We start from the raw sequence: 23,070 nt of genomic DNA, 5'->3' as shown, positions 1-23,070 counted from the left end.
TCTGATAATCTGAAAAATATAAATGTTATAAGGGTTCGCTCGCCCCTACGCATGACTTTTTATTCAACTAAAAAATTGAATCATCTCTCCAGCTTCCACAATAGTAGTAGTCAAAAAATTAATCATTCACAAGTTTTGCATCATTGAAGAAGCATTTTAACGAACTCGTCAAACAAAGCTAAGTCAAGGTTTTAGGTTGGTGATTGAGTCAGTTTCACAAATCAAACTTTCCCCAAAAACTTCAGTGTCTTTCTCCATCACCTTCTCAAAGGGATAGGTCAAGCGATCGCCACTAACACTCAACAATAATTTTTTACCCTCAGCCACCGTGAAATCATCAGAATTTTCATTTTCTGAAGCTCAAGAAAATTGTGAACAAAGGGGTTGCCAAGAGCCTCAAACTCTGATAATCTGAAAAATATAAATGTTATAAGGGTTCGCTCGCCCCTACGCATGACTTTTTATTCAACTAAAAAATTGAATCATCTCTCCAGCTTCCACAATAGTAGTAGTCAAAAAATTAATCATTCACAAGTTTTGCATCATTGAAGAAGCATTTTAACGAACTCGTCAAACAAAGCTAAGTCAAGGTTTTAGGTTGGTGATTGAGTCAGTTTCACAAATCAAACTTTCCCCAAAAACTTCAGTGTCTTTCTCCATCACCTTCTCAAAGGGATAGGTCAAGCGATCGCCACTAATACTCAACAATAATTTTTCACCCTCAGCCACCGTGAAATCACCAGAATTTTCATTTTCTGAAGCTCAAGAAAATTGTGAACAAAGGGGTTGCCAAGAGCCTCAAACTCTGATAATCTGAAAAATATAAATGTTATAAGGGTTCGTTCGCCCCTACGCATGATTTTTTATTCAACCAGGAAAATGAATCATCTCTCCAGCTTCCACAATAGTAGTAGTCAAAAAATTAATCATTCACAAGTTTTGCATCATTGAAGAAGCATTTTAACGAACTCGTCAAACAAAGCTAAGTCAAGGCTTTAGGTTGGTGATTGAGTCAGTTTCACAAATCAAACTTTCCCCAAAAACTTCGGTGTCTTTCTCCATCACCTTCTCAAAGGGATAGGTCATTTCAGTTATCAGTTAACCTCCTCCGGAGGAACTGCGGACTTCAGTACCTCTGCCTGTTTGCGCAGCATGACAAAGGTCAAGTCAGAGCCTTGAAATATTGAACTTTATTTTCTCTTGGTCGATTGCATATGGCGCAGGTTTCGGAGCCATCCCACCCTACGGGAAGCTCCGAAGATTGACCGCTTTTTCATCCCCTTGTAGAGCGGTAGCTCGCGGCGCAGCCAAGGGGATCTCACGGGGTGACAAGCATCTCAAAACCATTGCGAGATAAAGGTTTACAGGATATTCACTCTGTCAAAAATTGACGTTTTTTGTGAGAATAATAATTATTATTGATAAGTGTGCTGGTCAGCGATATAGCTGCCGCTAGGCTCCGCCAACGCTAACTCATACCCTGACATTAAATTGATTCATTGTTCAATTAAAGACCTAGCAAAATTAACAAACAAAATTTGTATCCCTCAATTAAAAAAGTGCTGAGATATCAAAACTACAAATACTTAACCTAGATTCCACATTTTGATGTGTGGCGGAATGTAAGCTTAATCTAGTAAAATGGACATAGCTTTCAATCCCCTTTGATAATTATGCTTTTTGTGGGGATTAAAATTCATCATAGTTTGGATAATATCGACTAAATATTCCCAACCGATGACCCATAATTCACAATTGCATACCTACCCAAAAGTTGCTATGCCTTCTGTCTTTTCGCCCTTGCTCTTTTAAGCGACAAATATAGTTTTGATAGCCAGTTTTTTTGATAATTTTACCACGATAAAATGAACCACAATAAGCAATGGCTATCAGTAAAATTAAATTGGTCAAGCGTTGTGTATTACCTTGACTTCCTTCCAAATTATATCCACCTGTTTGACAATCTTTAAACATAGCTTCAATGCCCATGCATGAGCGATAAATTTTTAATACTTCATCTAAATTAGAGAGATTTGTTAAAAGGTACCAAGGTTCTTTTTCTGTCTTTTGATTATACTTCCGTTTCCAATATACAGCTAAATTAAAACATCCAAATCCTTTTTTCTTGGTCAGGTTAATGTTATTACTTTTTTAGTTCCCGGAGCCACAGGCAAATCAGCCAATAGCTGATATTTTTTTTGATGAGATTTTTTATAGCAAGTGTCTTGCTTTTGTCTAAATATAAAATTAATTCTTTGAGTCCTAGCTCTAGTTTTTAGCCAGTGGGATAACTGAACACCATGTTAGCGGAGCTTTGCGTTAGCAAAATTCTCGGTCTCCAATAATTATCAGTTGATATGCTTTAAACAACCGTAAAACTGGTTTAATAAGTGCTTTCTGTTCTAGGAAATTGGTACTGCCTTTTTTCTTCAAAACTTGCCAGTAAATAGGTAAAGCTCTTTTTTTGTAGACAGCAGCAATAACGAAGACATTATTATTTTTCCATTGTGTTCTATCTATAGTGAGAATTAAACGACTACCATGAGCAAATTCTTGATTAATAATTGCCTGAATAATGGGAAACCAAAATACAGGTAAGCTCAAGGAAAATAATGTTAAAAATCTTTGAATGTGACGACGACGGCTTTCATACTTAATGGGTAAAGAAAAATAAGCAGCTAACCTTTCTATTTTGACAGTATGCATGGACAGTCAGTAACCAAACTAAAATTTTCAAAGTTTGGACTTGAGTTACAGTCAAAGATTGTTTAAAATAAGATTCATACAATAATATTAAGTTCATAGCAAGTCGGTCTATTGATGTAAGTAGACCGACTTTTTTGATCATAAAATGTGACTTATGGCCACCATCAGCATTGACCTAAAAATCAATATAAATTGGTGGAGAAGAGGTTAGCGTTGGCGGAGCCTAGCGGCAGCTATATCGCTGACCTATACACTCATCAATAATGATTATTATTCTCACAAAAACCGTCAATTTTTGACAGAGTGAATATCCTGTAAACCTTTATCTCGCAATGGTTTTAAGATGCTTGTCACCCCGTGAGCAAGGGGAGGCTTGAGACCTTATTTTTTGGTCAAGCGATCGCCACTAATACCAAATTGATAAATGTTTGCTACAAATATCTAGGGTATTTCTTAGGAGTCAACCCACCCCTAGCCCCTCCCAACCCACCCCTACCCCTCCCAGGAGGGGAGGGGAAGTCAGGAGTCAGGAGTCACACGGGAATAGCTTTAATACCATTTTTTAGGGCGTAAATTATCTTTTTTTCTCCAAGGTACATCTCCTGGAAATTATTTTTATCGCTCTTACTATTCGTAACATTCTTTTTTCACGCTTGGTATAACACTCAACAATAATTTTTTACCCTCCGCCACCGTGAAATCAACAAAATTTTCATTCTCTGAAGCTTCAAAAAATTGTGAAGAAAGGGGGTTGTCAAGAGCCTCAAACTCTGATAATCTGAAAGATATAAATGTTATGGGGGTTACTCGCCCATATGTATGACTTTTTAGTCAACTAAAAATCTACTACTCTATCTATAAAATTGATATCGATCAAGATATTAGAGTTTCAATTCATAGAAAAAGCCGATGAGGAGACTCGAACTCCTGACCGTTCGATTACAAGTCGAGTGCTCTACCAACTGAGCTACATCGGCAACGTTTTTAATAATAGCAAAGCTGCACCTATTTATGCAACCCCTTTTTACTTTTAAATCACATTTGTTTTAAATAGCTTAACAAATCGGCCATTTCCCGGTCGCTGGGCTGAAATTGGGGCATAGGTGGTGTTTGGCCACTAACTACTTGCTTAATAATTGCCACATCTGACTTGCGTTGGGAAATTCCTTCTAAATATGGTCCGATCTGACTCTCTAAAACCCACTCGTGACAACCTGCACAGTTCATTTGAAAAATCGCGTGGCCTTGAACTGGGTCTCCATCAATAGACAATACTCTCTTTGTATAAGGATCGGAAACCTGAAACTGCCTAAATCCTAAGAACATAAATAGGACTACCAACAGAACAGCCAGACCAGCTAAGGCGCTCCACTTGAGTAAGACTTCTTTTTTGGTATCAGCAAGCTGGTTATCCAAAATCTTTATATCTCAAAAACTATCTACAAGAAAGTTTAATATCAATTAATATACCTTAACAGTATGGCTCTTTTTTGGGTAATTCTTTTATATCAAGTAAAAGATTTAATATTAATCAATACTTTGAGGAACTATATTATTTATATTTGTATATATAACCAATTTGGTATATTTACCCGCGTAAAAATTTGAGAGGCAAGTCATACATGGATTAAAGCAATAATTGAAAATACTTTAATACGCCCCATCTGCCCATCTGCTCCTATATTTTTAAATAGATCCCATAAGGGTTTTATATATTGGCCTGGGAGTTCTCTACTGGCACTTTATCCCTAGACTCAAAAGAAATAGTAGTATTGATCAATAAACAAATAAAAATTTCAACTATAAGGAGTTGGCTTCGTGGTAGAACCATTACTTTCTGGAATCGTACTAGGTCTAATCCTCGTGACATTGGCAGGACTATTTTTTGCAGCTTACCAACAATATCGACGGGGCAACCAATTAAACATCGACTAGATTAGTCAATCTCTCCTCTTGCTCGGGACGAAAGAAGGTCAAAGCTGTATTGCCATAGACTTTCTGCCGACAAACTTCTAAGGTGGACACAGATTTAACAGACAATCCTTCGGGACTATGTTCCACTGCTAACTCGCTGGTTGGTGCTAGAAGTTGATATTGGGCGATCGCCTCCAATACTGGTTGATATAAATCACTAGCATAAGGTGGGTCAAAATAAATTAAGTCAAACTTCTGCCCTACCAGCACTTTTAAACGTTTTAACACATCTCCCCGTAACACCTGAAATTCCTGGGATGACCTGGCCACAAGTTGCCAATTTTGATGAATTACAGCACAAGCAGGGCCATATTTTTCAATAGCGATCGCTAAGGATGCTCCTCGACATAAAGCTTCAGCACCCATGGAACCCACTCCTGCACATATATCTAACCATCGACAACCAACTATATTAGTTTGCCAAATATTAAAGACTGCTTCTCGCACTTTGGCCAAAGTTGGACGAGTGGTCATTCCTGGTAAAGTTTTTAACGGACGATTTCCATATATCCTTAAGTTCATGGTTGCTCTAACCAGCTAAAGCCAAATTTTCAGATATAACTTTACTCACAAAATTTGACAAAATTTGTAGTCCAAGAGTAGAAGATTTTTCTGGGTGAAACTGTACTGCCATTAAATTGTTTTGCCCTACTGCTGCTGTGACTGTTTGATGGCCGTGGGTGACTGTTGCTGCTGTAACTTGAGAGTCAGTGGGGTCAACATAGTAGGAATGAACAAAATATACCCAAGGTTGAGAAGTTATTTCACTCCACAAAGGATGGTTTAGTTGAGTAAATTGTAGTTGGTTCCAACCCATTTGGGGAATTGTCAGACCAGGTTCAGATTTAAATCGACGTACTTTTCCAGCAAGTATTCCTAAACCTGGTTCCTGACCTTCTTCGCTACTTTCAAATAATATTTGCAATCCTAAGCATATACCTAAAAAAGGTTTTCCTGAAGCAATGACTTGTTTTATGGGTGTTTCTAAGTGGCGCGAACGCAAGTGTTGCACTGCTGGGTCGAAAGACCCTACTCCTGGTAAAATTACTGCATCAGCTTGTTCTATTTCTATTGGAGAATCTGTAATTTTTGGGGTTGCACCAGTTTTTTCTAAACCTTTACAGACAGAGTGTAAATTACCCATATCGTAGTCTATGACTGCAATAGTTGGCATTAATTTTTATCCTCATCTTGTGGTTGGCAATTTTATTATAGTCAAGAAGTTAGTATGATTTAAAGAATTTACACATTTTTTTATTTTGTCTTTGTTTGAAGAATGAAAATCAAAGTTTTACTGACATCATTTGATATTTGGAAATATCACCAGAAATCTAATTCTTCTGATGATTTACTTGATTTAATATTTGTTCAAAATTTCAATGATTATTCGTTAAGTTTTTTAAGAAAGTTGCCTGTTAATGCACAACTAGCTACAAAGATTGTTATTGATAAAATAGAAGAGATTAAGCCTGATTTTATTGTTTGTTGTGGTATGGCAGAAAAAAGGAAAATTCTCACAATAGAATCTCAAGCTAGTTGTGGAGAAATGGTGATGAAAACTTCTATTGATTTAGCAGAGTTAGTTGTAGGTTTGGATATGACTGAGATTAGTCATGATGCTGGAAAATTTGTTTGTGAATACTTGTATTATTCAGTTTTAAAATATCTGGAACTGAGTTATTTGAGAAGTAAATGTATCTTTGTTCATGTACCTATTTTAACAGAATATAATCGGGATATAATTGTAGAAGATTTTATGAAAGTAGTATCATTTTTCAGTCAAAAATGAAGATTTTTTAATAGTTTTTTTAATGCTAATCTTTAACTAATATCATGGTAAGCATTCAGCTGTCAGCTATCAGCCATCAGCTATTAGACATCTCCAGAAAAGAGGCAACAGGCAACAGCTCATCTGGCAACAGGGGGAAATAATTGATAATTTATGGATAATAATTGATTCTATTTTTGATTTTTGGAGATGTCTATTAGTTATGAACTTACTATTACACTGAAGGAGGAATTAGTCTCCAAAGAGAATTAAAACTTATGTTTGCGTAGCATTCCGCAGGAAATAAAAAGGTCATTTTTGTAAGTTATTAGGTTCAAAAGCTGTTTGCGTAGCATTCCGTAGGAAGAGCTGAATACTAATAGCTGAAATGCTTGCCGAATAATTAATAATTAATCATTATTAATTAAATAATTCAGCTTACTCTGCCTCCCCTTGGCTGCGCCGCGAGCTGTCGCTCTACAAGGGGAAAATAAAGAAATAATATTTCCTTATGTTCAATCCTCTCAGTTTTAACCAGAGGTAATTATCCATTATCCATTAATGAAATATTATGTCCGGTTGAATACTTATACTTTGGAGGAAGGAAATTGGATCTAAGGACGTTACATACAACATCACTACCATTTGTAACAAACATTTATTAAATTGGTATAATAATGGGCTTGGGGAAGAACTCATGGATGTTTTCTACACAATGCTACGCAAATATATAAGAGAAGCAGAGTATATGAAATTGTTTCATTTCACCAATGTAAAAAAGTTACAGTAATTGGGGAAATAAGTATCAAAAAAATAGTGGGATTAATGATAATAAATAATTCAATTGATAGTCAAGCATTTTAACTATTTATCAAGCATTTTTTAGTATTTAATTTATGGTCAGGATTGGTAGTAGTTAGAGCTTGCTGATTAATTATAAAAGTATTGGCTGATATTGATTTTAGCGTTTTAGAGTTAAAAAAATTACCAGCTTTTCGGTGGCAAGAGCTGCATAAAGCTAGTATTTTGGGATGATTATGGCAGAAAAATTGAGAGACAATTCTTAACTCCTACCTCCTCGCTCATTCCTCGTTTTTCCACTCCACCGGAGGGGTTAGGGGTGGGTTGTCTCCTGTCTCCTACAAAGAGCAAAAAGACTTTTCATACGCAAACCCTAGTTATAGATAACTTACCTGCACATAAATTAGCATCAATTGAACCACAGAATTGAATCTGTAGGAGCTGTAGGAGCTAAAGTTAAAAGTTATTTGCCGATCTTCATATAGGGTTTCTCAGCCTAATGAAGTACACCTATCTTTTATCTTTATTTGTCTTCTGTTCCCTGTTCCTTGTTGGCTATTCCTTGTTCCCTAAAACCAACGAATTTTATACCTCACTCTTCTTGGGAAATACTATACTCTCCTAATTTTCATACCATTGAATTATAGTAGTCACAACTGAAGTCAATATATACGCAGTTTTCTATTCGTTAGAAAATATTGTTCATTAACCATTAATTTTAACAACATTAAAATAATTATTCGAGCGGGAAATTTTGAAAAGTATTAGTTGCTTAATTTGAGAATATAAAAAAATGAAGAATAGATTTTAAATTTGAATTATCTTCATTGACAGTATATTTTTTTTGTGATAAATTACGAATATGCTATGTAAATGTATTTATTATAGATCGACTATTTCTATAATTACCTGTAGCTAAACTGACTCTAGATTGAATCAATATACGAATAATCTAGTAGTTATAGCAAGAGTAAATGCTTCTAATAAAGGCTTATATCTAGAAAAGTTGATTTAAAGAATATTCTTAATAGTACCGAAAAATACTCCACTGAATCGATGATGCTAAAAACTATTAGTATTCGATATAGCATTCTCATGTCTAAAAAAACTGGTTTTTTGTAATTCTGTACTATACCTATCAGCCTTGAGTAAATTAATTAATTAAGTATAGAGCAAAATGCTCAACCTACTTAAGATGTATAAAAAAAATTATACTGATATATCTAATCATGTTTCCTGTTATGAATAATTGTATATGGGTGTTAGATCGAGCAGGGTATTTTTTAGAAAGTATTCCAGTAAATAAAGAAGCCTGCTTTTCACACCATAACCACCTAGAATTTCAGAGAATATGTAAATTTATTGAAAATAATCAGAAAAATTTTTTGAGCAATCATGTTCAAATTTGTTTAAAAACAAATAGCCCTGTTGAAATAGAAAAAATCTATCATATAGAAAAACAAAATGTAAAAGTTAACGCTATAATTTACCCAATTAGCAAAGATAAAGTAATCTTAATTACTAATAATATTGAAGCGATAGACTCCAATATTCAATCACAAAAAAAACACTCTATAGCCACAGAAACAGACGAAAAATTACAAACACTTTTAGAAGCAATGCCAGGATTAGTTTCTTGGATTAGTTCAGATTTATATTATCTAGGAGTGAATAGACATTTAGCTGAAATTTACAAATTATCTCCAGAAGAATTTATTGGTAAAAATCTTGGTTTTCTGAGTGGAAATGATGCAGAATTCCCCAAATTTGTACGTGATTTTTTTGATAGTAACTCCACCGTTACTGTACAAGAAATGAAATCATCTGTAGGTCAATATCTCATAGTTGCTCAAAAATACAATCAGGGTCAAGCAGCGTGTACAGTTGGACTTGATATTACTGAACTACGTCAAACAGAAACAGCTCTGGCATTGACAGCTAAAGCAGTAGAAAGTAGCAGTGAAGCAATTAGTATGACCGATGCTAGTGGTAATCACATCTATCAAAATCTAGCATTTACTCAACTTTTTAATTACGCAACAGTAGAAGAATTAAATGCTAATGGTGGGTTACTAAGTTTAATAACAGATGAGAGAGCAGCTCAACAAATATCTGACACTATGAAAAATGGAAAATCATGGAATGGAGAAGTCTCCTGTCGTAGTCGTGGCGATCGCCTAATTCAGATTTTTATCCGGATAGATGCGATCGAAGATGCAAAAGACCAAGTGATAGGGTTTGTTGCTGTTAGTGCAGATATTACTGAACGAAAGCAAGCAGAGAAACAAATGCGGGAAAATGAACAAAGATTCCGAGCGCTAATTGAAAATAGCACAGATATTATCCAGATTTTAGACAAAAATGGTATTTATCAATACCTTAGTCCCTCCCAAGAAAGAATTTTAGGTTACACTTGTAAAGAATTAATAGGCAAATCTGCATTGGAATTAATTCACCCCAACGATCAGTGGTGGATGAAACAGGTAATAGAAGCAGTAAAACAACATCCGAAAACACGCCGGGGGTTAGATGAATATCGAGTCCGCCATAAAAATGGTAGTTGGTGTGTATTTGAAGCAGTAGTCATGAATTTACTTAATGATGAATCAGTTCAGGGAATTGTTATCAACTGCCACGACGTAACAGAAAGAAAATCAGCAGAGGATAAACTGCTGCACCAATCACTTTATGATAGTCTCACAGATTTGCCAAATAGAGCTTTATTAATGGAGCGACTACAGCAAGCATTGGCACGCACGCGTAGAAACCCCAATTATCTATTTGCTGTACTCACTATTAATTTAGATAGATTTAAGATAATTAATGAAAGTCACGGTCACTCTACGGGAGACCGACTCTTAGTTGAAATTGCTAAAAGAATCCAAATTTGTTTGCGACCAATAGATACAGTAGCACGAATAGGTAGTGATGAGTTTGTTATTCTCCTAGAGACAGTTCACGACCAAGGAGATGCCATTGGGTTAGCAACTCTGATACAAACAGCGATCGCTCAACCTATAGAATTCGATACTCAGAGACTCTTCATTACTTCGAGTATGGGTATTGTCATCAGTTCAGATGATTATCAATGGGCAGGCGATCTGCTCCGAGATGCTAATATTGCTATGGATCGAGCCAAAGCTCAAAATCAGGGGAGTTATTTAGTATTCACCAGATCCATGCACAACCACGTTACAGAAATGATGCAATTAGAACATGAGCTGCGTCACGCGGTAGAAATGCTAGAAGATTTAGCTTCCCCAGTTACCAATAATTTTTTGCTCAACTACCAACCAATTATTTCTCTATGTACAGGTGAATTATTAGGGTTTGAAGCTTTAGTACGCTGGCTACACCCTGAACGTGGCATTATTTCTCCAGTAAAATTTATCCCCCTCGCAGAAGAAACAGGTTTGATTCTTCCTCTCGGTCAGTGGGTATTGTGGGAAGCTTGTCGTCAACTCCAAGAATGGCAAAAAATCTACTCTCAAACTGACCTTACTGTAGCTGTGAATATTTCTGGTAAGCAGTTTTCCCAACCTAACTTAATTTTACATATTCAACGTATTTTGCAACAGACAGGTATAAATTCTCAAAGGTTGAAAATAGAGATTACAGAAAGCGTGGTCATGGATAATGCTGAGTCTGCTATTACTGTTTTATCTCAACTACAAGAATTAGGAATACAGTTAAGTGTTGATGATTTTGGAACAGGATATTCATCTCTGAGTTATTTGCATCGTTTCCCTATTAATACTCTGAAAGTAGATAAATCTTTTGTGACAAATATGGGAGTTAATGGCGAAAATTGTGAAATTGTACGGGCAATTATTACATTAGCTCATAGTCTAGGATTAGATGTGGTAGCAGAGGGGATAGAAACAGAGCAACAGTTGACTCAACTAAAGAATTTAGGATGTGAATATGGTCAGGGATACTTATTTTCTAAACCTGTAGATGCGACAAGAGCAACAACATTATTAGATACTAATTTTTTGGAGTCAGGAGACAGGAAACAGGAGACAGGAGACAGGATGTAACCCACCCCTAACCCCTCCCAGGAGGGGAAGATGTGGGGAGAAATAATACAAAAAATTCAATACACCAGAGCAGGTGTTTCCTCAAAATTGATGCGCTAAAAGACTTGACTACTATAATTAGGGTTTGCGCTCAAAAGTCTTATGGGTGAGGGTAGGAGACAGGAGACAACCCACCCCTAACCACTCCCAACCCACCCCTAACCACTCCCCTCCTGGGAGGGGAAGACAGGAGAAATGGGTACTTAGAGGAGGTTGGAGTAAGAATTGTAAGAATGATTTTTCTTCCCAACTATGAGCCTAAAATACGCTCCTTTTTGAGGATTTTCGACGTGATACCATGCACTTTTTAAAGGCCTCAAAAAGGCACTTACCTTTATCTGTAAATACTTTTAGATTTAATCAGCAAGCCCTAATTATATAGAACTCAATATATTAATATTAGACATCTCCAGAAAATAAATCTTTTACAGCGCTTTTCAAATTGATGAACCACATCGTCATAAGCAAAACCCAGTAGGGACGTTCCATGGAACGTCCCTACTGTGGTCTACTGAGATGAAAACCGCTGTAATTAGAGCAGGCTAAGGATACGAAAAATTCACCCTACAAAATCTTTTTTCGTGCCTTTGCGCGTAAAAATATCTTACCTGTTGCCAGATGAGCTGTTGCCTACTCCTGCAAAAAACCTATATCTTTTTCGGAGATTTCTATTGAAGTAAGCGATCGCCAGACTCCAAATCAAACCAATGAATCTGTTTAGCAGGTAATTCTAAAGTGACTAACTCATCCCAAGTTTGGTCATAAGGAACTAAAGCACGGATATTTTGTTCGGAATTTTCCACCCGAGCAATTAACAGTTTTTCCTTACCTAAATTCTCTACCAAAAAGACTTTACCTTTAATAGCAACCTCAGAAGTTTCAGCCAAAACAAAACCTACATCTTCCGGACGAATACCCATAACAATTTGTTTTGGTATTGTCGGAAAATCAGGTAGAGGAATTTTAAAATTACCCAAAATAGCATAATTTTCTTCACATTTAAGAGTCAGTAAATTCATTTGCGGACTACCAACAAAACCAGCTACAAATTTATTAGCAGGACGACTATAAATTTTATGAGGCGCATCAAGTTGTTGTAAGTAACCATCATATAAAATTGCTACTTTACTTGATAAAGTCATCGCTTCAGTTTGGTCGTGAGTAACATAAACTACAGGTTTTTGTTGAGAGTTAAATAACTGTTTCAACTCTGCTCGTACTTGTTCGCGCAATAGTGCATCTAAATTACTGAGAGGTTCATCTAACAAAAATACTTCTGGGTTGCGTACCAGCGATCGAGCTAATGCCACCCTTTGTCTTTGTCCACCAGACATCTCCCGGGGTTTGCGGTCTAATAATTGTCCTAATTCAAGTTTCTGAGCAACATTATTAACTCGTTGCTGAATTTCATCTTGAGGTATTTTACGGAGTTTCAAAGAAGCAGCAATATTTTCAAAGACCGTCATGTGGGGATAAAGGGCGTAACTTTGAAACACCATTGCAATATTACGACCGCCCGGTGGTACATTTGTTACATCGCGATCGCCAATAACCACTTTACCCTGAGTGGGTGTTTCTAACCCAGCAATAAGTCTTAGTAAAGTTGACTTTCCACAACCAGAAGGCCCCAATAAGGTTAAAAATTCCCCATCTTCAACTTCAATATTCATATCTTTAACGGGAATAACATTTTTAGTAAATTGTTTTCTGAGATTTTTTAATTGCAGTTTTGCCATAATTTTGATTACTTCTTACCTCTTGATATTCACTTACAGCAGTTACCATAGCTCGTATAGACAAATTAAAAGTCTCAAAGCTAGACAAAGTAGGATGTTGATTTCTGCCTCCAGCATAGCTGCTATAAGTGTAGTCTAGTTATCTGATTATTACCTTACAGAGCTTTTCAAATTGATGAACCACATCTTCACACATCAAACCTTGTAAGGACATTCCATGGAACGTTCCTACTGTGGTCTACCGTGCAGGAAAACTGCTGTATAGGTTTTATATCTGAGACAAGCGATCGCTCTATATCTCTCAACCAACACCTGAAATACATTTATATTACATTGTATTATTGCGGCATACGCATTAGTAGAGAAAGAAGATGTTAACTAGGAGCTTTATAGAACCCCTGAGTGATATCTTGACCTTGATGATAATTTTGAGCCATGGAGTCGTTCGTGGGAATTAGGAAATACTAGAAAAAGGAAAAATATTCCCATACTCCTGTGACTCTGTTTCTGAAATATTTACCCGCGTCAAAATTTGAGAGGTACACAGTCCTACATGGTTTCAATAATGAATAATGAATAATGAATAATTACCTCTCCTTGAAAAGAAGAGGATTGACTAATCATGAAAATTTTTATTTATTATCCCCTTAAAAGGGGAGGCACATACCCACAATTTTTCGGTAAAACAATAATTGAAAATACTTCAATATACCCCACCTCCGCATCACCTGATTTTTACAGCACTTTTTAGGATAAATGAGGTACAGTTTTAAGATTAATCTTTTTTTCCCTACTCCCTACTCCCTACTCCCTACTCCCTAAAGTCCTAAAATTTTGTACCTCTCACCTGGTCTGCTGCTCTATTTCTGAATAGGTTTTATATCTCAGACAAGCGATCGCTCTATGTATCTCAACCAAAACCTGAAATACATTTATATTACATTGTATTATTGCGACATACGCATTAGTAGAGAAGGAAAAGTTATTTGTTCCTGTCAGCGGAACGGAGTTCTATAAGCAATTAAACGGACTTTATATCACCTCTCTACAACCCACATTCGGAACTTCAAGAGCGTATCATTAAAAGTAGTATATAAATTTGTATTTTGGTAGGTATTTATCATCAGCAAATCATCTCAATTACTTTTTTTCGTTCATCAAATTCCGAGTCAAAAATTTACGCATAAATACTTGTTTGATTGATTACTCAATCACGGCAGTTATGATTTTCTTCTCAAATTCTGTCTCCTGTCTCCTGTCTCCTGACTCCTGACTCCTTCTTCGGTTGCTACATTTTGTGGTGCGGAATGTGGGCTACAAGGGTTGCTCGAATTGGAATATTTAATTTCTAGAGATGTCTAATAAAAATCACATCTGCTGACAAAGAATATGGAATTTCCTTATAAGGGTTGCTCGAAAAAGCTGATTTCAACAATTAATAATTAATAATTAATAATTAATACCAAATTCATAAGAAGTTGCATATTGCACAACCTAATATTTTAATTAGAGTTGACTATAGATCGAGATAGAAAAGTTAATAAATTTCATAATTTTGTGCTACCTTACATAAAATTAAACACGATTCAGTTAAGGATTTTTGTTGTCAGTTCTGTTGTGTAAACTCAAGGTTAGATATCTACAGGAAATTTAAGTTTTTTTCAGGGTTTTAAGCCTTCTTCCGTCTTCCGTCTTCCTTCTTCCTTCTTTCTAATCCTTACTTGACAATCCTGATGCTACGGGACTTGATATTACCTCACTTCCCAATAATTAAAAAAATATACCAAGCAATATCCTCACATATTTAAAACTATCAATAATTGAGTAATTCTTCCTTTCCTTTTTAGCTATCTATAGCATTATTTTCAATATTTTTTTCGCGCCTTCCTTCTTCCTACTTCAGGTTTTAATGCTGCATTATAATTTTTTTCATTCTCCTTAACTGACTGCCACAAATCAATCATTGGTTGTGGATAATCAACACCAATTTTTACTCCAAACTTCTTTTGCTCAACAGTTGATAATTTCCCAGGTTCATGTATTTTAGAAGCAGGTATTGCTTCTAATTCTGGCAACCAATGTTTAACATATTTTCCTTCGGGGTCATAATCTTTTGCCTGTTTAGGAATATTAAAATAACGAAAACCTCGTGCATCATTTCCTACTCCAGCAGTATAATTCCAATTCCCCCAATTACTGCAAACATCATAATCTATAAGTAAAGACTCAAACCATTCAGCACCAATTTGCCAATTAATTCCTAAATTTTTAGTCAGGAAACTAGCAACATTTTGTCTACCACGATTTGACATAAAACCTGTCATTAAAAGTTCGCGCATATTAGCATCTACTAAAGGAAATCCTGTTTTACCTTCTTGCCATTTTCTAAATTTTTCCCAATCTTCTTGCCAAGGAATATCTACTCCTTGTAAACCAGATTTATAAAATATTTTATTTCCATGTTTTTGACAAATAAATCGAAAATAATCCCGCCATAATAATTCAAATATTAACCAATAAGTAGAATTATTTTTTACCCTCCGCTCTTCATATTCTTGTACCTGTTCATAAATATAACGAGGTGATAAACATCCTAAAGCTAACCAAGGAGAAAATTTAGAGGAATAATTTGCCCCTAGCATTCCATTTCTTGTTTCTTTATAAACTTTTAAACAGTCTTCCTGCCAAAAGTAATTTTTTACTCTTTCTTTTCCAGCAGTTTCTCCACCTCTAAATGCTAAAACTGCTCGTGAATCTTGTGGTGGTAATTCTAGATTGAGTTTGGATAAAGTAGGTAATTCTCCCAGCTCAACTTCTGGCAAAAATGGTAATTTTTCAGGAGTTGAAAATGTAAGATTTATAGTAGATTTTTTTTCTATCTCTTTCCGAAAACTGGTAAATACTTCTGGTAATTGTGTAATTTCAAAAGGTAAATCATCAGGATGGTAAAGTGTGTTACCCCAAAATGGTTGAAACTTAACCCCAATTTGTTTTAATGCTCGATGAAGTGCTTTTTCTACTTGAATTTCTTCTGCTGTAACTTCTTGATGAAAAAATACAGATTTAACCTTTAATTCTTGAGCAAGTTGAGGAATTGCTATTTCTGGTTTTTGTTGACGAATTATTAAATTGCTACCTAATTTTTGCAGACTATTACGCAACTCAGCAATACTTTCAATTAAAAAATTTGCCCGAAAAGCACCTGTTTTAGGAAAGCCAAAATTAGTCTGACCAAATTGTCTTGGATCGAAGCAATAAATAGGAATAATTTGAGCCTTAATTTTTAGTGCTTTATCGAGCGGTTCATGGTCATGGACGCGTAAGTCGTTACGATACCATAATATAATTCTGTCTTGATTCATAAGCTTTTATACCAATTTGATAAATTTTTCCTACAAATAACTTTCTAGGCGTTAGGTGTTAGGTGTTAGGTGTTAGGTAAATTATTAATTGTTAGTTATTAATTATTAATTATTAACCGAAAAATTGTGGTTTAAAGCTTCCCCTTTTAAGGGAATAATAAAGAAAAATTTTCCTTTGAGTCAATCCTATCCGTTTTCAAGGAGAGGTAATTATTAATTATTAATTATTAATTATTAATTATTAATTGTAGAAGAGCCAGTTTATTTGTAATATTCTTTTTTAAATTTGGTATGATACATTGAAATTGTGAATAATATTAATAGACATCTCCAGAAAAGAGGGAGTAGGGAGTAAGGAATAGAGAGTAGGGGGAAATAATTGATTTTATTTTTTATTATTGGAGATGTCTAATGACTTTGGATAAATCTACAATTTAATCTATCAAAAATAAGAGCGCGAACAAAAAAACTTTCTCCTTCTACCACTCTTTCTTCTTCTTTATTCCCTCCTGAGGACTGAGGACTGAGGACTGACTCCTCAATAATAATAACTTTGGATAAATCTACAATTTAATCTATCAAAAATAAGAGCGCGAACAAAAAACTTTCTCCTTCTACTGCTCTTTCTTCTTCTTTATTCCCTCCTGAGGACTGACTCCTCAATAATGAAGATTAATATCATATACTAATTCACCAATACCTAATTATTTTTGATGAAAAAACTGATTACTACACTAACACCTGAGCAAGAAGCTCTAATTCGAGTTTATCGGAAAAAGTGGCATACAATAGCACATTCTACCCAACCTATTAATCGTCAAAAAGCTACTGAAGCGATTCAGTTTGCCTACAATTTAATGGGCGACCCAAATCCAGAAATTGTTTTTTGTGAAAGTCCCTATGCGGCTTTTGACATTCTACTTAGTGTCATTTGGCAGCGATGGGAAAGCAAAGATGACTATGGTCATCGTCACATTTTCGGAGATAGATGGCAACTTTTGAGAGAACAACTAAAGTTACAAATTACCGATAAATTATGTGAAGAAATAGATAGTAAAATTCGGGAAGATACTGACAGCTCATTAACAGAAGAGTCATTAAAACCAGAGGAACTTTGGAGCCATATTCTTTACTCTCAAATAGAAGAAAAATGGCAAGAAATAGTTTCTGAAATTTCAATTAAGTTGTTGTGTTTATGGAGTTATCCTATTCCCACAGAATTATGGAGTAGTTATGTTGCTTGGATAGATTTTTGTATTTCTGTGATTAATTGTGATTATAATTCAGACCACTGGCAAGTATTAGAATCTATTGTTAGAGACTGTGGTTGGATATATCCTTTGAAAAATCTATGTATTATTTGCGATCGCCCTAGAAAATTATTATTGGATGATGAATATCGCCCCCACGCTGAAGGCAAACCAGCAATTGAATTTACTGATGGTTATAGTTTATATGCTAATCATGGTGTGAGATTACCAGAAGAATATGGAATATTTTCTCCCCAAAAATGGGAAGCAAAATGGCTTTTGTCTACAAAAAATGCCGAACTCAGACGAGTATTAATTCAGGAAATTGGTTATGAGAAAATTTGCCAAGATTTACAAACTTTAGAAATAGATAAATGGCAAGAATATACTCTTTTAAGAATAGATGATGATGCCGATATTGAGCCAATATTAATCTTAAAAATGATTTGTCCAAGCACAGGAAATATTCATACTTTAAGAGTACCTCCTAGCCTAAGTTCGGCGAAAGAAGCTATTAGTTGGGTAAATTGGGGAATTGATTCAGAAGCATTTCATATACAAACTTAGCAATATCATTTCCGTGAATAGAGTAGGTGGAGACAAGGAACACTAACGGGAGCAAGGAACACTAAGAACGGGAGCAAGGAACACTAAGAACGGGAGCAAGGAACACTAAGAACGGGAGCAAGATGCTCCCACTCTATTCTACTATGACAATGCACTACTACCTAAGATTTTTGGCATGAAAAAATACCGACCACATTGCTGCGATCGGCTCCTTTGACTCTTTATTCTTCTAATTTTTCGTTTTTTGGTGGTTGCTCAACCTGTTCCAAGACTTTAGCCATTTCTCTTTCTAAAGCTGCTGCTTTATCTAAGAAGCTAGCAATAGAGACATCGCTTTCGTCGCCCCGTTGCTTTAAACGCCCATTATGGGCATACATATAATTTAATGCGTCGCGGACAATTTCTCGAAACAGGTCAAAAATTCCCCCAATAAGCCCACTGACTGCATCTGGTGCCAGCCCCTCGCCCATTTTTCTATCAACTCGCTCCGACTGATGTTCAGAGCATCCGCTATTTCTGCCAATAATTCCTTTGTCTCTGGAGTAACTGTTAGATTCAATTGTTGTTTCTTTTGCTCGTACTTGATCTTTCTTCCCATCTATTTTTTTTTGTCCATTGTAAGCGCTTAAAAATATTTTACTCAATTACTTGACAATATTATAAGCGCTTATCTATACTTATTTAAGTAAAAAGCGCTTAAAAATTTTTAGGAGGTGATGCCCAACGGAGCAGTTCAAACAGTTAAGACTTAGTACTTAACTGACATAGCCTTTAAATTTCTCAGTGACTATCTAATGGATATCTTTCCGGGTGAGGCAATAATGCTGCTAACTTCACCCCTTTCTAAGTAACCTAACTTTTTCTTACTTTTTTATGATTGGAAATTTATATGACCACAAATTCGAGACTCCTTTCAATGACCCACAACTTCCCAATTGGGCAGATGGATATCTAGATAAATTTTGCGATTTATTTTGGGACAACACCTGGAAAGAAGGCGATGAGGCGATCGCTTCTCTGGAAATAGATATGCTGGCCGATAGATATGCCTATATCAAAGAAGGTATGGCTTTGAGGGCTTTTCAGATTTATAAATTGTATAAAGATTTAGGATTTAAAACCTTCAAAGAGTATTGCGTAAAAGGCTTGAAAAAATCGGTCTATTACGTCAAACGAGTCATTAAAGCTGCTCAAATATCTTGGTCATTGATGCTGGAAGGATTTACCGAATTGCCAGATAACGTATCTCAAGCCCAAAAATTAGCCAGTTCTGCGGGACGAGTCAGTGAGGAAGTTGACGAGACAGTGAGCTGTTGGCAAGAGGTTTTGGGTAAAGCAAAGCAAGAATCTAAACCTATTACAGCAACTTATATTGAAACTACTATTATCGGGGAAACTACACCCCTCCTTGCCACAGCAAAACTACCCAGAGACGTTTGGGACAAATTAAAAGCTCAGGCCAAACAACAGGGAGTCAAGCCTGAAAAATTATTAGAAGAAATTATCGGAAATTATTTAGACGAAAGCTCGGAACCAGAGACCCAGACAGAGCCGGAACCGGAACCTCCATTAACTAACGAAACACAAGTAAACCAAGCATCCTTAGTTGAATGGGAAAGCGACTTACAACAACTTGTAGATCAACATTTTGAAGAGTATAAAGAAAGCAACACAACCTCAGACATTTCCTCAATACAAGAAGGTGAAAGCTCAATAAGGCGACCTCCGACTTAGAGCGACTTGAGAAAAAGCTCATATCATGTCCGGTTAAATACTAGAACGAAGGCAGAACTGAATCCAAATATACGTTTGAGCCGATAAAATCTAACTTTTGACTTTTGAGTTTTGATTTCCGTAGTTGTGGATCGTGGCAAATAAAAAGAGTCCCTAATTGCTTTCCAGCCAAACTGTAAACATTTTCAGTATGACTGAGGGACTCCGTTGTCCTACCAGAGAGAAGAACACCATAAGCAATGTAATTAATATTATGAAGTTAATGACAAGTTTTGTCAATACTTTTAGGTGGTTAATTTCAGATTAGTTTTGTATCAACCATTTGTAGCAGCAAAATCAAAGAGTTTTATTTCCTTAATTTTAGGCATTCTTAAGATTTCACTCTGTTAAGGAAAAAAATTAATGATAAAAAATATCAAAAAACTCTTGACAAATCCAGAATTTTATTGAATATTAGTTGCAATAAGTATGTAATATCCTCTGAAACAAGAGGTAAAAGGCCATAACTCTAAATCTGGACATCTGAAAAAAGTATTTAAACTTACTCTAGTCCAGAAGCAAAAAAAATGACCACTGTAATTAGTGGCCAAAGCTATGTATTTTGATTAGGAATATGATATCACAATTAGAACCTTCTACCCATTTCAGGAATACAGAATAGAGCTGAGTACTCAGATGAGCGATCGCATTTCTACATACTGCCATCTGCTCAAATTAGTGACTTAGCCGACACAAAATTAGAATTTATGCTATGGCAGTCTCAAATTTCATGCTGCCATAGTTGTTGACTTTATGAAAGAAAGTTCAACCAAAAATGGTGTAACTTTCTGATAAATTGTCAACCAATTTTATCTGTTAAAAATAGATAATTATTACTACTTAATATCTGCTCTATCCGCAGTTAAATCTGCATATTTAGTAGATAATCATCTCTTTATAGCTATTTTGATTAGAAATGCTCAAGCATTATTACTTGTAAAATTCATTGAACAAAATTATCTTGATATTTTTCAAAATACTCTGAAATTCAATCAATTAAAAAAAAAGTAATTAATCATACTGTTTTTATTTTTAATGTATATAATATATAATTATATCAGCAAACATTAATTGCTGTATAAAAAAAAGTAGTAATTGTTGTCATAAATTATTGCTGCTCGGACTCTAATCCAAGAAAAAAACCATGCAAACTTACGATAATTCAGAGGTTAAATACGACTGGTGGGCTGGTAATGCTCGCTTCGCTAAACTATCTGGTTTATTCATTGCTGCTCACGCAGGTCAAGCAGCTTTAATTACCTTTTGGGCAGGAGCATTTACTCTGTTTGAAATTTCTCGATATTCCCCTAGTTTACCTATGGGAGAACAGGGTTTAATTTTACTGCCACACCTAGCAACTTTAGGTTTAGGCATCGGAAACGGTGGAGAAGTTGTAGATACTTATCCCTATTTTGTCATCGGTGTTGTACATCTAATTTCATCAGCAGTATTGGGTGCAGGAGCACTTTTTCATACCTTTAAATCTCCAGAAAACTTAAAGGATGCAACAGGTGGAGCTAAGAAATTTCACTTTGAATGGGATAACCCAAAACAGCTAGGAATAATCTTAGGTCATCACCTACTTTTTTTAGGATTTGGCGCTCTATTATTAGTAGCCAAAGCTATGTATTTTGGTGGGCTTTATGATGCAGCAACTCAAACTGTACATTTAGTAACTAATCCCACTCTCGATCCATTCGTAATATATGGATATCAAACTCATTTTGCCAGTGTTGATAACTTAGAAGATTTAGTTGGAGGTCACGTTTATGTGGGAATTCTACTAGTCTCAGGTGGCATTTGGCACATTATCAAAGAGCCACTTCCTTGGGCAAAACGGGTTTTAATCTTTTCTGGCGAAGCAATTCTTTCCTATTCTCTAGGTGGAATAGCTTTAGCAGGATTTGTTGCGGCTTATTTCTGTGCCGTTAATACTTTAGCTTATCCTGTAGAGTTTTATGGCCCAGCTCTGGATATTAAGCTTGGGATTACTCCCTATTTTGCTGATACTGTGGAGTTGCCTTTAGGTGCTCATACTGCTCGTTGTTGGTTAGCTAATGCCCATTTCTTCTTAGCTTTCTTCTTCCTTCAAGGCCATCTCTGGCACGCTCTGCGAGCTATGGGTTTTGACTTTAAGCGTGTTGAAAATGCTTTGAATGGTGTTACTGAGTCTTAACAACTAACGCCTAAAACTCAGGAGCCAGGAAGCAGGATATTCTTTTACTTAGGTCTGAGGATCTGGCTCCTGTCATTCAGTTATCAGTTGTCATCAAAGTGTTTCAGGGAATAGAGGAATGTCTGCGCCATATTTGCGTAGCGCTATAGTTTTATCCCACATTCGGAACTTCAAGAGCGTATCATTAAAAGTAGTATATAAGTCAGTACCTTAGTAGGTATTTATACTATGCAAACCATCTCAATTACTTTTTTCGTTGATCAAATTCCGAGTAAATAATTAGGGTTTGCTTATAGAAGTTTTTTAGTAGAGGTAGGAGACAGGAGACAACCCAACCGCGGGCCCCTTCCAGGAGGGGAAGACAGCTATACTGGAGGAACGGGGAATTTACAGGAGGTAGGAGCAGGCGTTTTGTCCCTCAATTTTTCTGTGCCTGATTTGCCTAAAATGCTAACTTTTTGAACGTTTTAGACTAAAATAAGCGCACCCCTTGGGAATCTCAGAAGGATAAAATCTTTATCTGTCAATGCTTTGATAGTTAATCAGCAAACCCTAATTAAGCATAAATACTTGCTTTGATGATTACTCAATCACGGCAGCTATGATTTTCTTCTAAAATTCTGTCTTCTGTCTCCTGAGGACTGAGGACTGAGGACTGGCTCTATACTACGTTTTGTCGTGCAGAATGTAGGTTTTATAGTCAGTAGTCGGCAGTCGGTAGTTATCAGCAAACATCATATTCGCTGTTTGAGTGATGAACACTGCTTTTTTCCTTGCAAGCTTACTTGTTTCCTTCTGAAGTAAGTGCTTTTGAGTTTTCTTGATATCAAGTGGAAAAATTTTGTTTTTAGGCTTGACAAGTTCACTTAGGTTGTGAG

Annotated in this window: 17 protein-coding genes and 1 tRNA gene; 6 read left to right on the top strand and 12 right to left on the bottom strand. The window is 35.7% G+C overall.

Annotated elements, in window-relative coordinates; genetic code table 11:
• Positions 1 to 183: 183 nt before the first annotated feature.
• The 6 genes from F6K15_RS19130 to F6K15_RS19105 form a co-directional block, all read right to left on the bottom strand.
• Entirely contained in the window at positions 184 to 327 is a 144-nt protein-coding gene (locus F6K15_RS19130; protein WP_293063279.1) for a hypothetical protein, read from the bottom strand.
• 258 nt (positions 328 to 585) lie between these two features.
• Positions 586 to 729 (bottom strand): hypothetical protein, encoded by a 144-nt coding sequence (locus F6K15_RS19125; protein WP_293063277.1) that lies wholly within the window; start codon positions 727 to 729, stop codon positions 586 to 588.
• Positions 730 to 1,749: 1,020 nt separating this feature from the next.
• Positions 1,750 to 1,974 carry a hypothetical protein gene (locus tag F6K15_RS19120; RefSeq protein ID WP_293063275.1) on the bottom strand — a complete coding sequence of 75 codons (225 nt, stop codon included), beginning with the start codon at positions 1,972 to 1,974 and terminating at the stop codon, positions 1,750 to 1,752.
• A gap of 345 nt (positions 1,975 to 2,319) precedes the next feature.
• The gene (locus F6K15_RS19115) at positions 2,320 to 2,706 is read right to left on the bottom strand and encodes a hypothetical protein (protein WP_293063273.1); all 387 of its coding nucleotides are present in this window, start codon (positions 2,704 to 2,706) and stop codon (positions 2,320 to 2,322) included.
• 904 nt (positions 2,707 to 3,610) lie between these two features.
• Positions 3,611 to 3,683 (bottom strand) — tRNA-Thr (locus tag F6K15_RS19110).
• A 58-nt stretch (positions 3,684 to 3,741) separates the two neighbouring features.
• The gene (locus tag F6K15_RS19105) at positions 3,742 to 4,122 is read right to left on the bottom strand and encodes a cytochrome c (protein WP_293063272.1); all 381 of its coding nucleotides are present in this window, start codon (positions 4,120 to 4,122) and stop codon (positions 3,742 to 3,744) included.
• A 402-nt stretch (positions 4,123 to 4,524) separates the two neighbouring features.
• Here F6K15_RS19105 and petG point away from each other — a divergent pair, with 402 nt between their 5' ends.
• Entirely contained in the window at positions 4,525 to 4,641 is a 117-nt protein-coding gene (gene petG, locus F6K15_RS19100; RefSeq protein ID WP_124147707.1) for a cytochrome b6-f complex subunit V, read from the top strand.
• Here the strand turns inward: petG and rsmD are convergent.
• Together rsmD and hisH are read right to left on the bottom strand one after the other, a co-directional pair.
• Entirely contained in the window at positions 4,627 to 5,202 is a 576-nt protein-coding gene (gene rsmD, locus F6K15_RS19095; RefSeq protein ID WP_293063268.1) for a 16S rRNA (guanine(966)-N(2))-methyltransferase RsmD, read from the bottom strand. The genes petG and rsmD overlap by 15 nt on opposite strands.
• 7 nt (positions 5,203 to 5,209) lie before the next feature.
• Entirely contained in the window at positions 5,210 to 5,854 is a 645-nt protein-coding gene (gene hisH, locus F6K15_RS19090; protein WP_293063267.1) for an imidazole glycerol phosphate synthase subunit HisH, read from the bottom strand.
• A gap of 102 nt (positions 5,855 to 5,956) precedes the next feature.
• Here hisH and F6K15_RS19085 point away from each other — a divergent pair, with 102 nt between their 5' ends.
• Both F6K15_RS19085 and F6K15_RS19080 read left to right on the top strand, forming a co-directional pair.
• Positions 5,957 to 6,469, top strand: a complete 513-nt coding sequence (locus F6K15_RS19085) for a peptidase C15 (RefSeq protein WP_293063265.1) — start codon at positions 5,957 to 5,959, stop codon at positions 6,467 to 6,469.
• A gap of 2,021 nt (positions 6,470 to 8,490) precedes the next feature.
• Positions 8,491 to 11,289, top strand: a complete 2,799-nt coding sequence (locus tag F6K15_RS19080) for an EAL domain-containing protein (RefSeq protein ID WP_293063263.1) — start codon at positions 8,491 to 8,493, stop codon at positions 11,287 to 11,289.
• A 707-nt stretch (positions 11,290 to 11,996) separates the two neighbouring features.
• On the opposite strand, the gene F6K15_RS19075 is transcribed toward F6K15_RS19080, so the two are convergent.
• Complete coding sequence (locus F6K15_RS19075) at positions 11,997 to 13,064, bottom strand: ABC transporter ATP-binding protein (protein ID WP_293063261.1); 1,068 nt, start codon at positions 13,062 to 13,064, stop codon at positions 11,997 to 11,999.
• Between the two features lie 1,865 nt (positions 13,065 to 14,929).
• Positions 14,930 to 16,426 (bottom strand): DASH family cryptochrome, encoded by a 1,497-nt coding sequence (locus tag F6K15_RS19070; RefSeq protein WP_293063259.1) that lies wholly within the window; start codon positions 16,424 to 16,426, stop codon positions 14,930 to 14,932.
• A gap of 713 nt (positions 16,427 to 17,139) precedes the next feature.
• Here F6K15_RS19070 and F6K15_RS19065 point away from each other — a divergent pair.
• Complete coding sequence (locus F6K15_RS19065) at positions 17,140 to 18,243, top strand: DUF6745 domain-containing protein (protein ID WP_293063257.1); 1,104 nt, start codon at positions 17,140 to 17,142, stop codon at positions 18,241 to 18,243.
• A 221-nt stretch (positions 18,244 to 18,464) separates the two neighbouring features.
• Here the strand turns inward: F6K15_RS19065 and F6K15_RS38480 are convergent, their stop codons facing one another.
• Positions 18,465 to 18,620, bottom strand: a complete 156-nt coding sequence (locus F6K15_RS38480; protein WP_363268278.1) for a hypothetical protein — start codon at positions 18,618 to 18,620, stop codon at positions 18,465 to 18,467.
• A 5-nt stretch (positions 18,621 to 18,625) separates the two neighbouring features.
• Positions 18,626 to 18,841: a ribbon-helix-helix domain-containing protein gene (locus F6K15_RS38475; protein WP_202219210.1), complete on the bottom strand. Its 216-nt coding sequence runs from the start codon at positions 18,839 to 18,841 to the stop codon at positions 18,626 to 18,628.
• Between the two features lie 275 nt (positions 18,842 to 19,116).
• On the opposite strand from F6K15_RS38475, the gene F6K15_RS19055 reads away from it, so the two are divergent.
• Together F6K15_RS19055 and F6K15_RS19050 are read left to right on the top strand one after the other, a co-directional pair.
• The gene (locus tag F6K15_RS19055; protein ID WP_293063254.1) at positions 19,117 to 19,977 is read left to right on the top strand and encodes a hypothetical protein; all 861 of its coding nucleotides are present in this window, start codon (positions 19,117 to 19,119) and stop codon (positions 19,975 to 19,977) included.
• Positions 19,978 to 21,160: 1,183 nt separating this feature from the next.
• On the top strand, positions 21,161 to 22,192 hold the full coding sequence (locus tag F6K15_RS19050) for a chlorophyll a/b binding light-harvesting protein (protein ID WP_293063252.1): 1,032 nt from the start codon (positions 21,161 to 21,163) through the stop codon (positions 22,190 to 22,192).
• The last annotated feature ends 878 nt before the right edge of the window (positions 22,193 to 23,070 follow it).

This window comes from Okeania sp. SIO2B3 (assembly GCF_010672525.1).
Classification (GTDB): domain Bacteria; phylum Cyanobacteriota; class Cyanobacteriia; order Cyanobacteriales; family Microcoleaceae; genus Okeania.
Note: the sequence above shows the minus strand (reverse complement) of the source record. Positions and strands in the feature narration are given on the sequence as shown.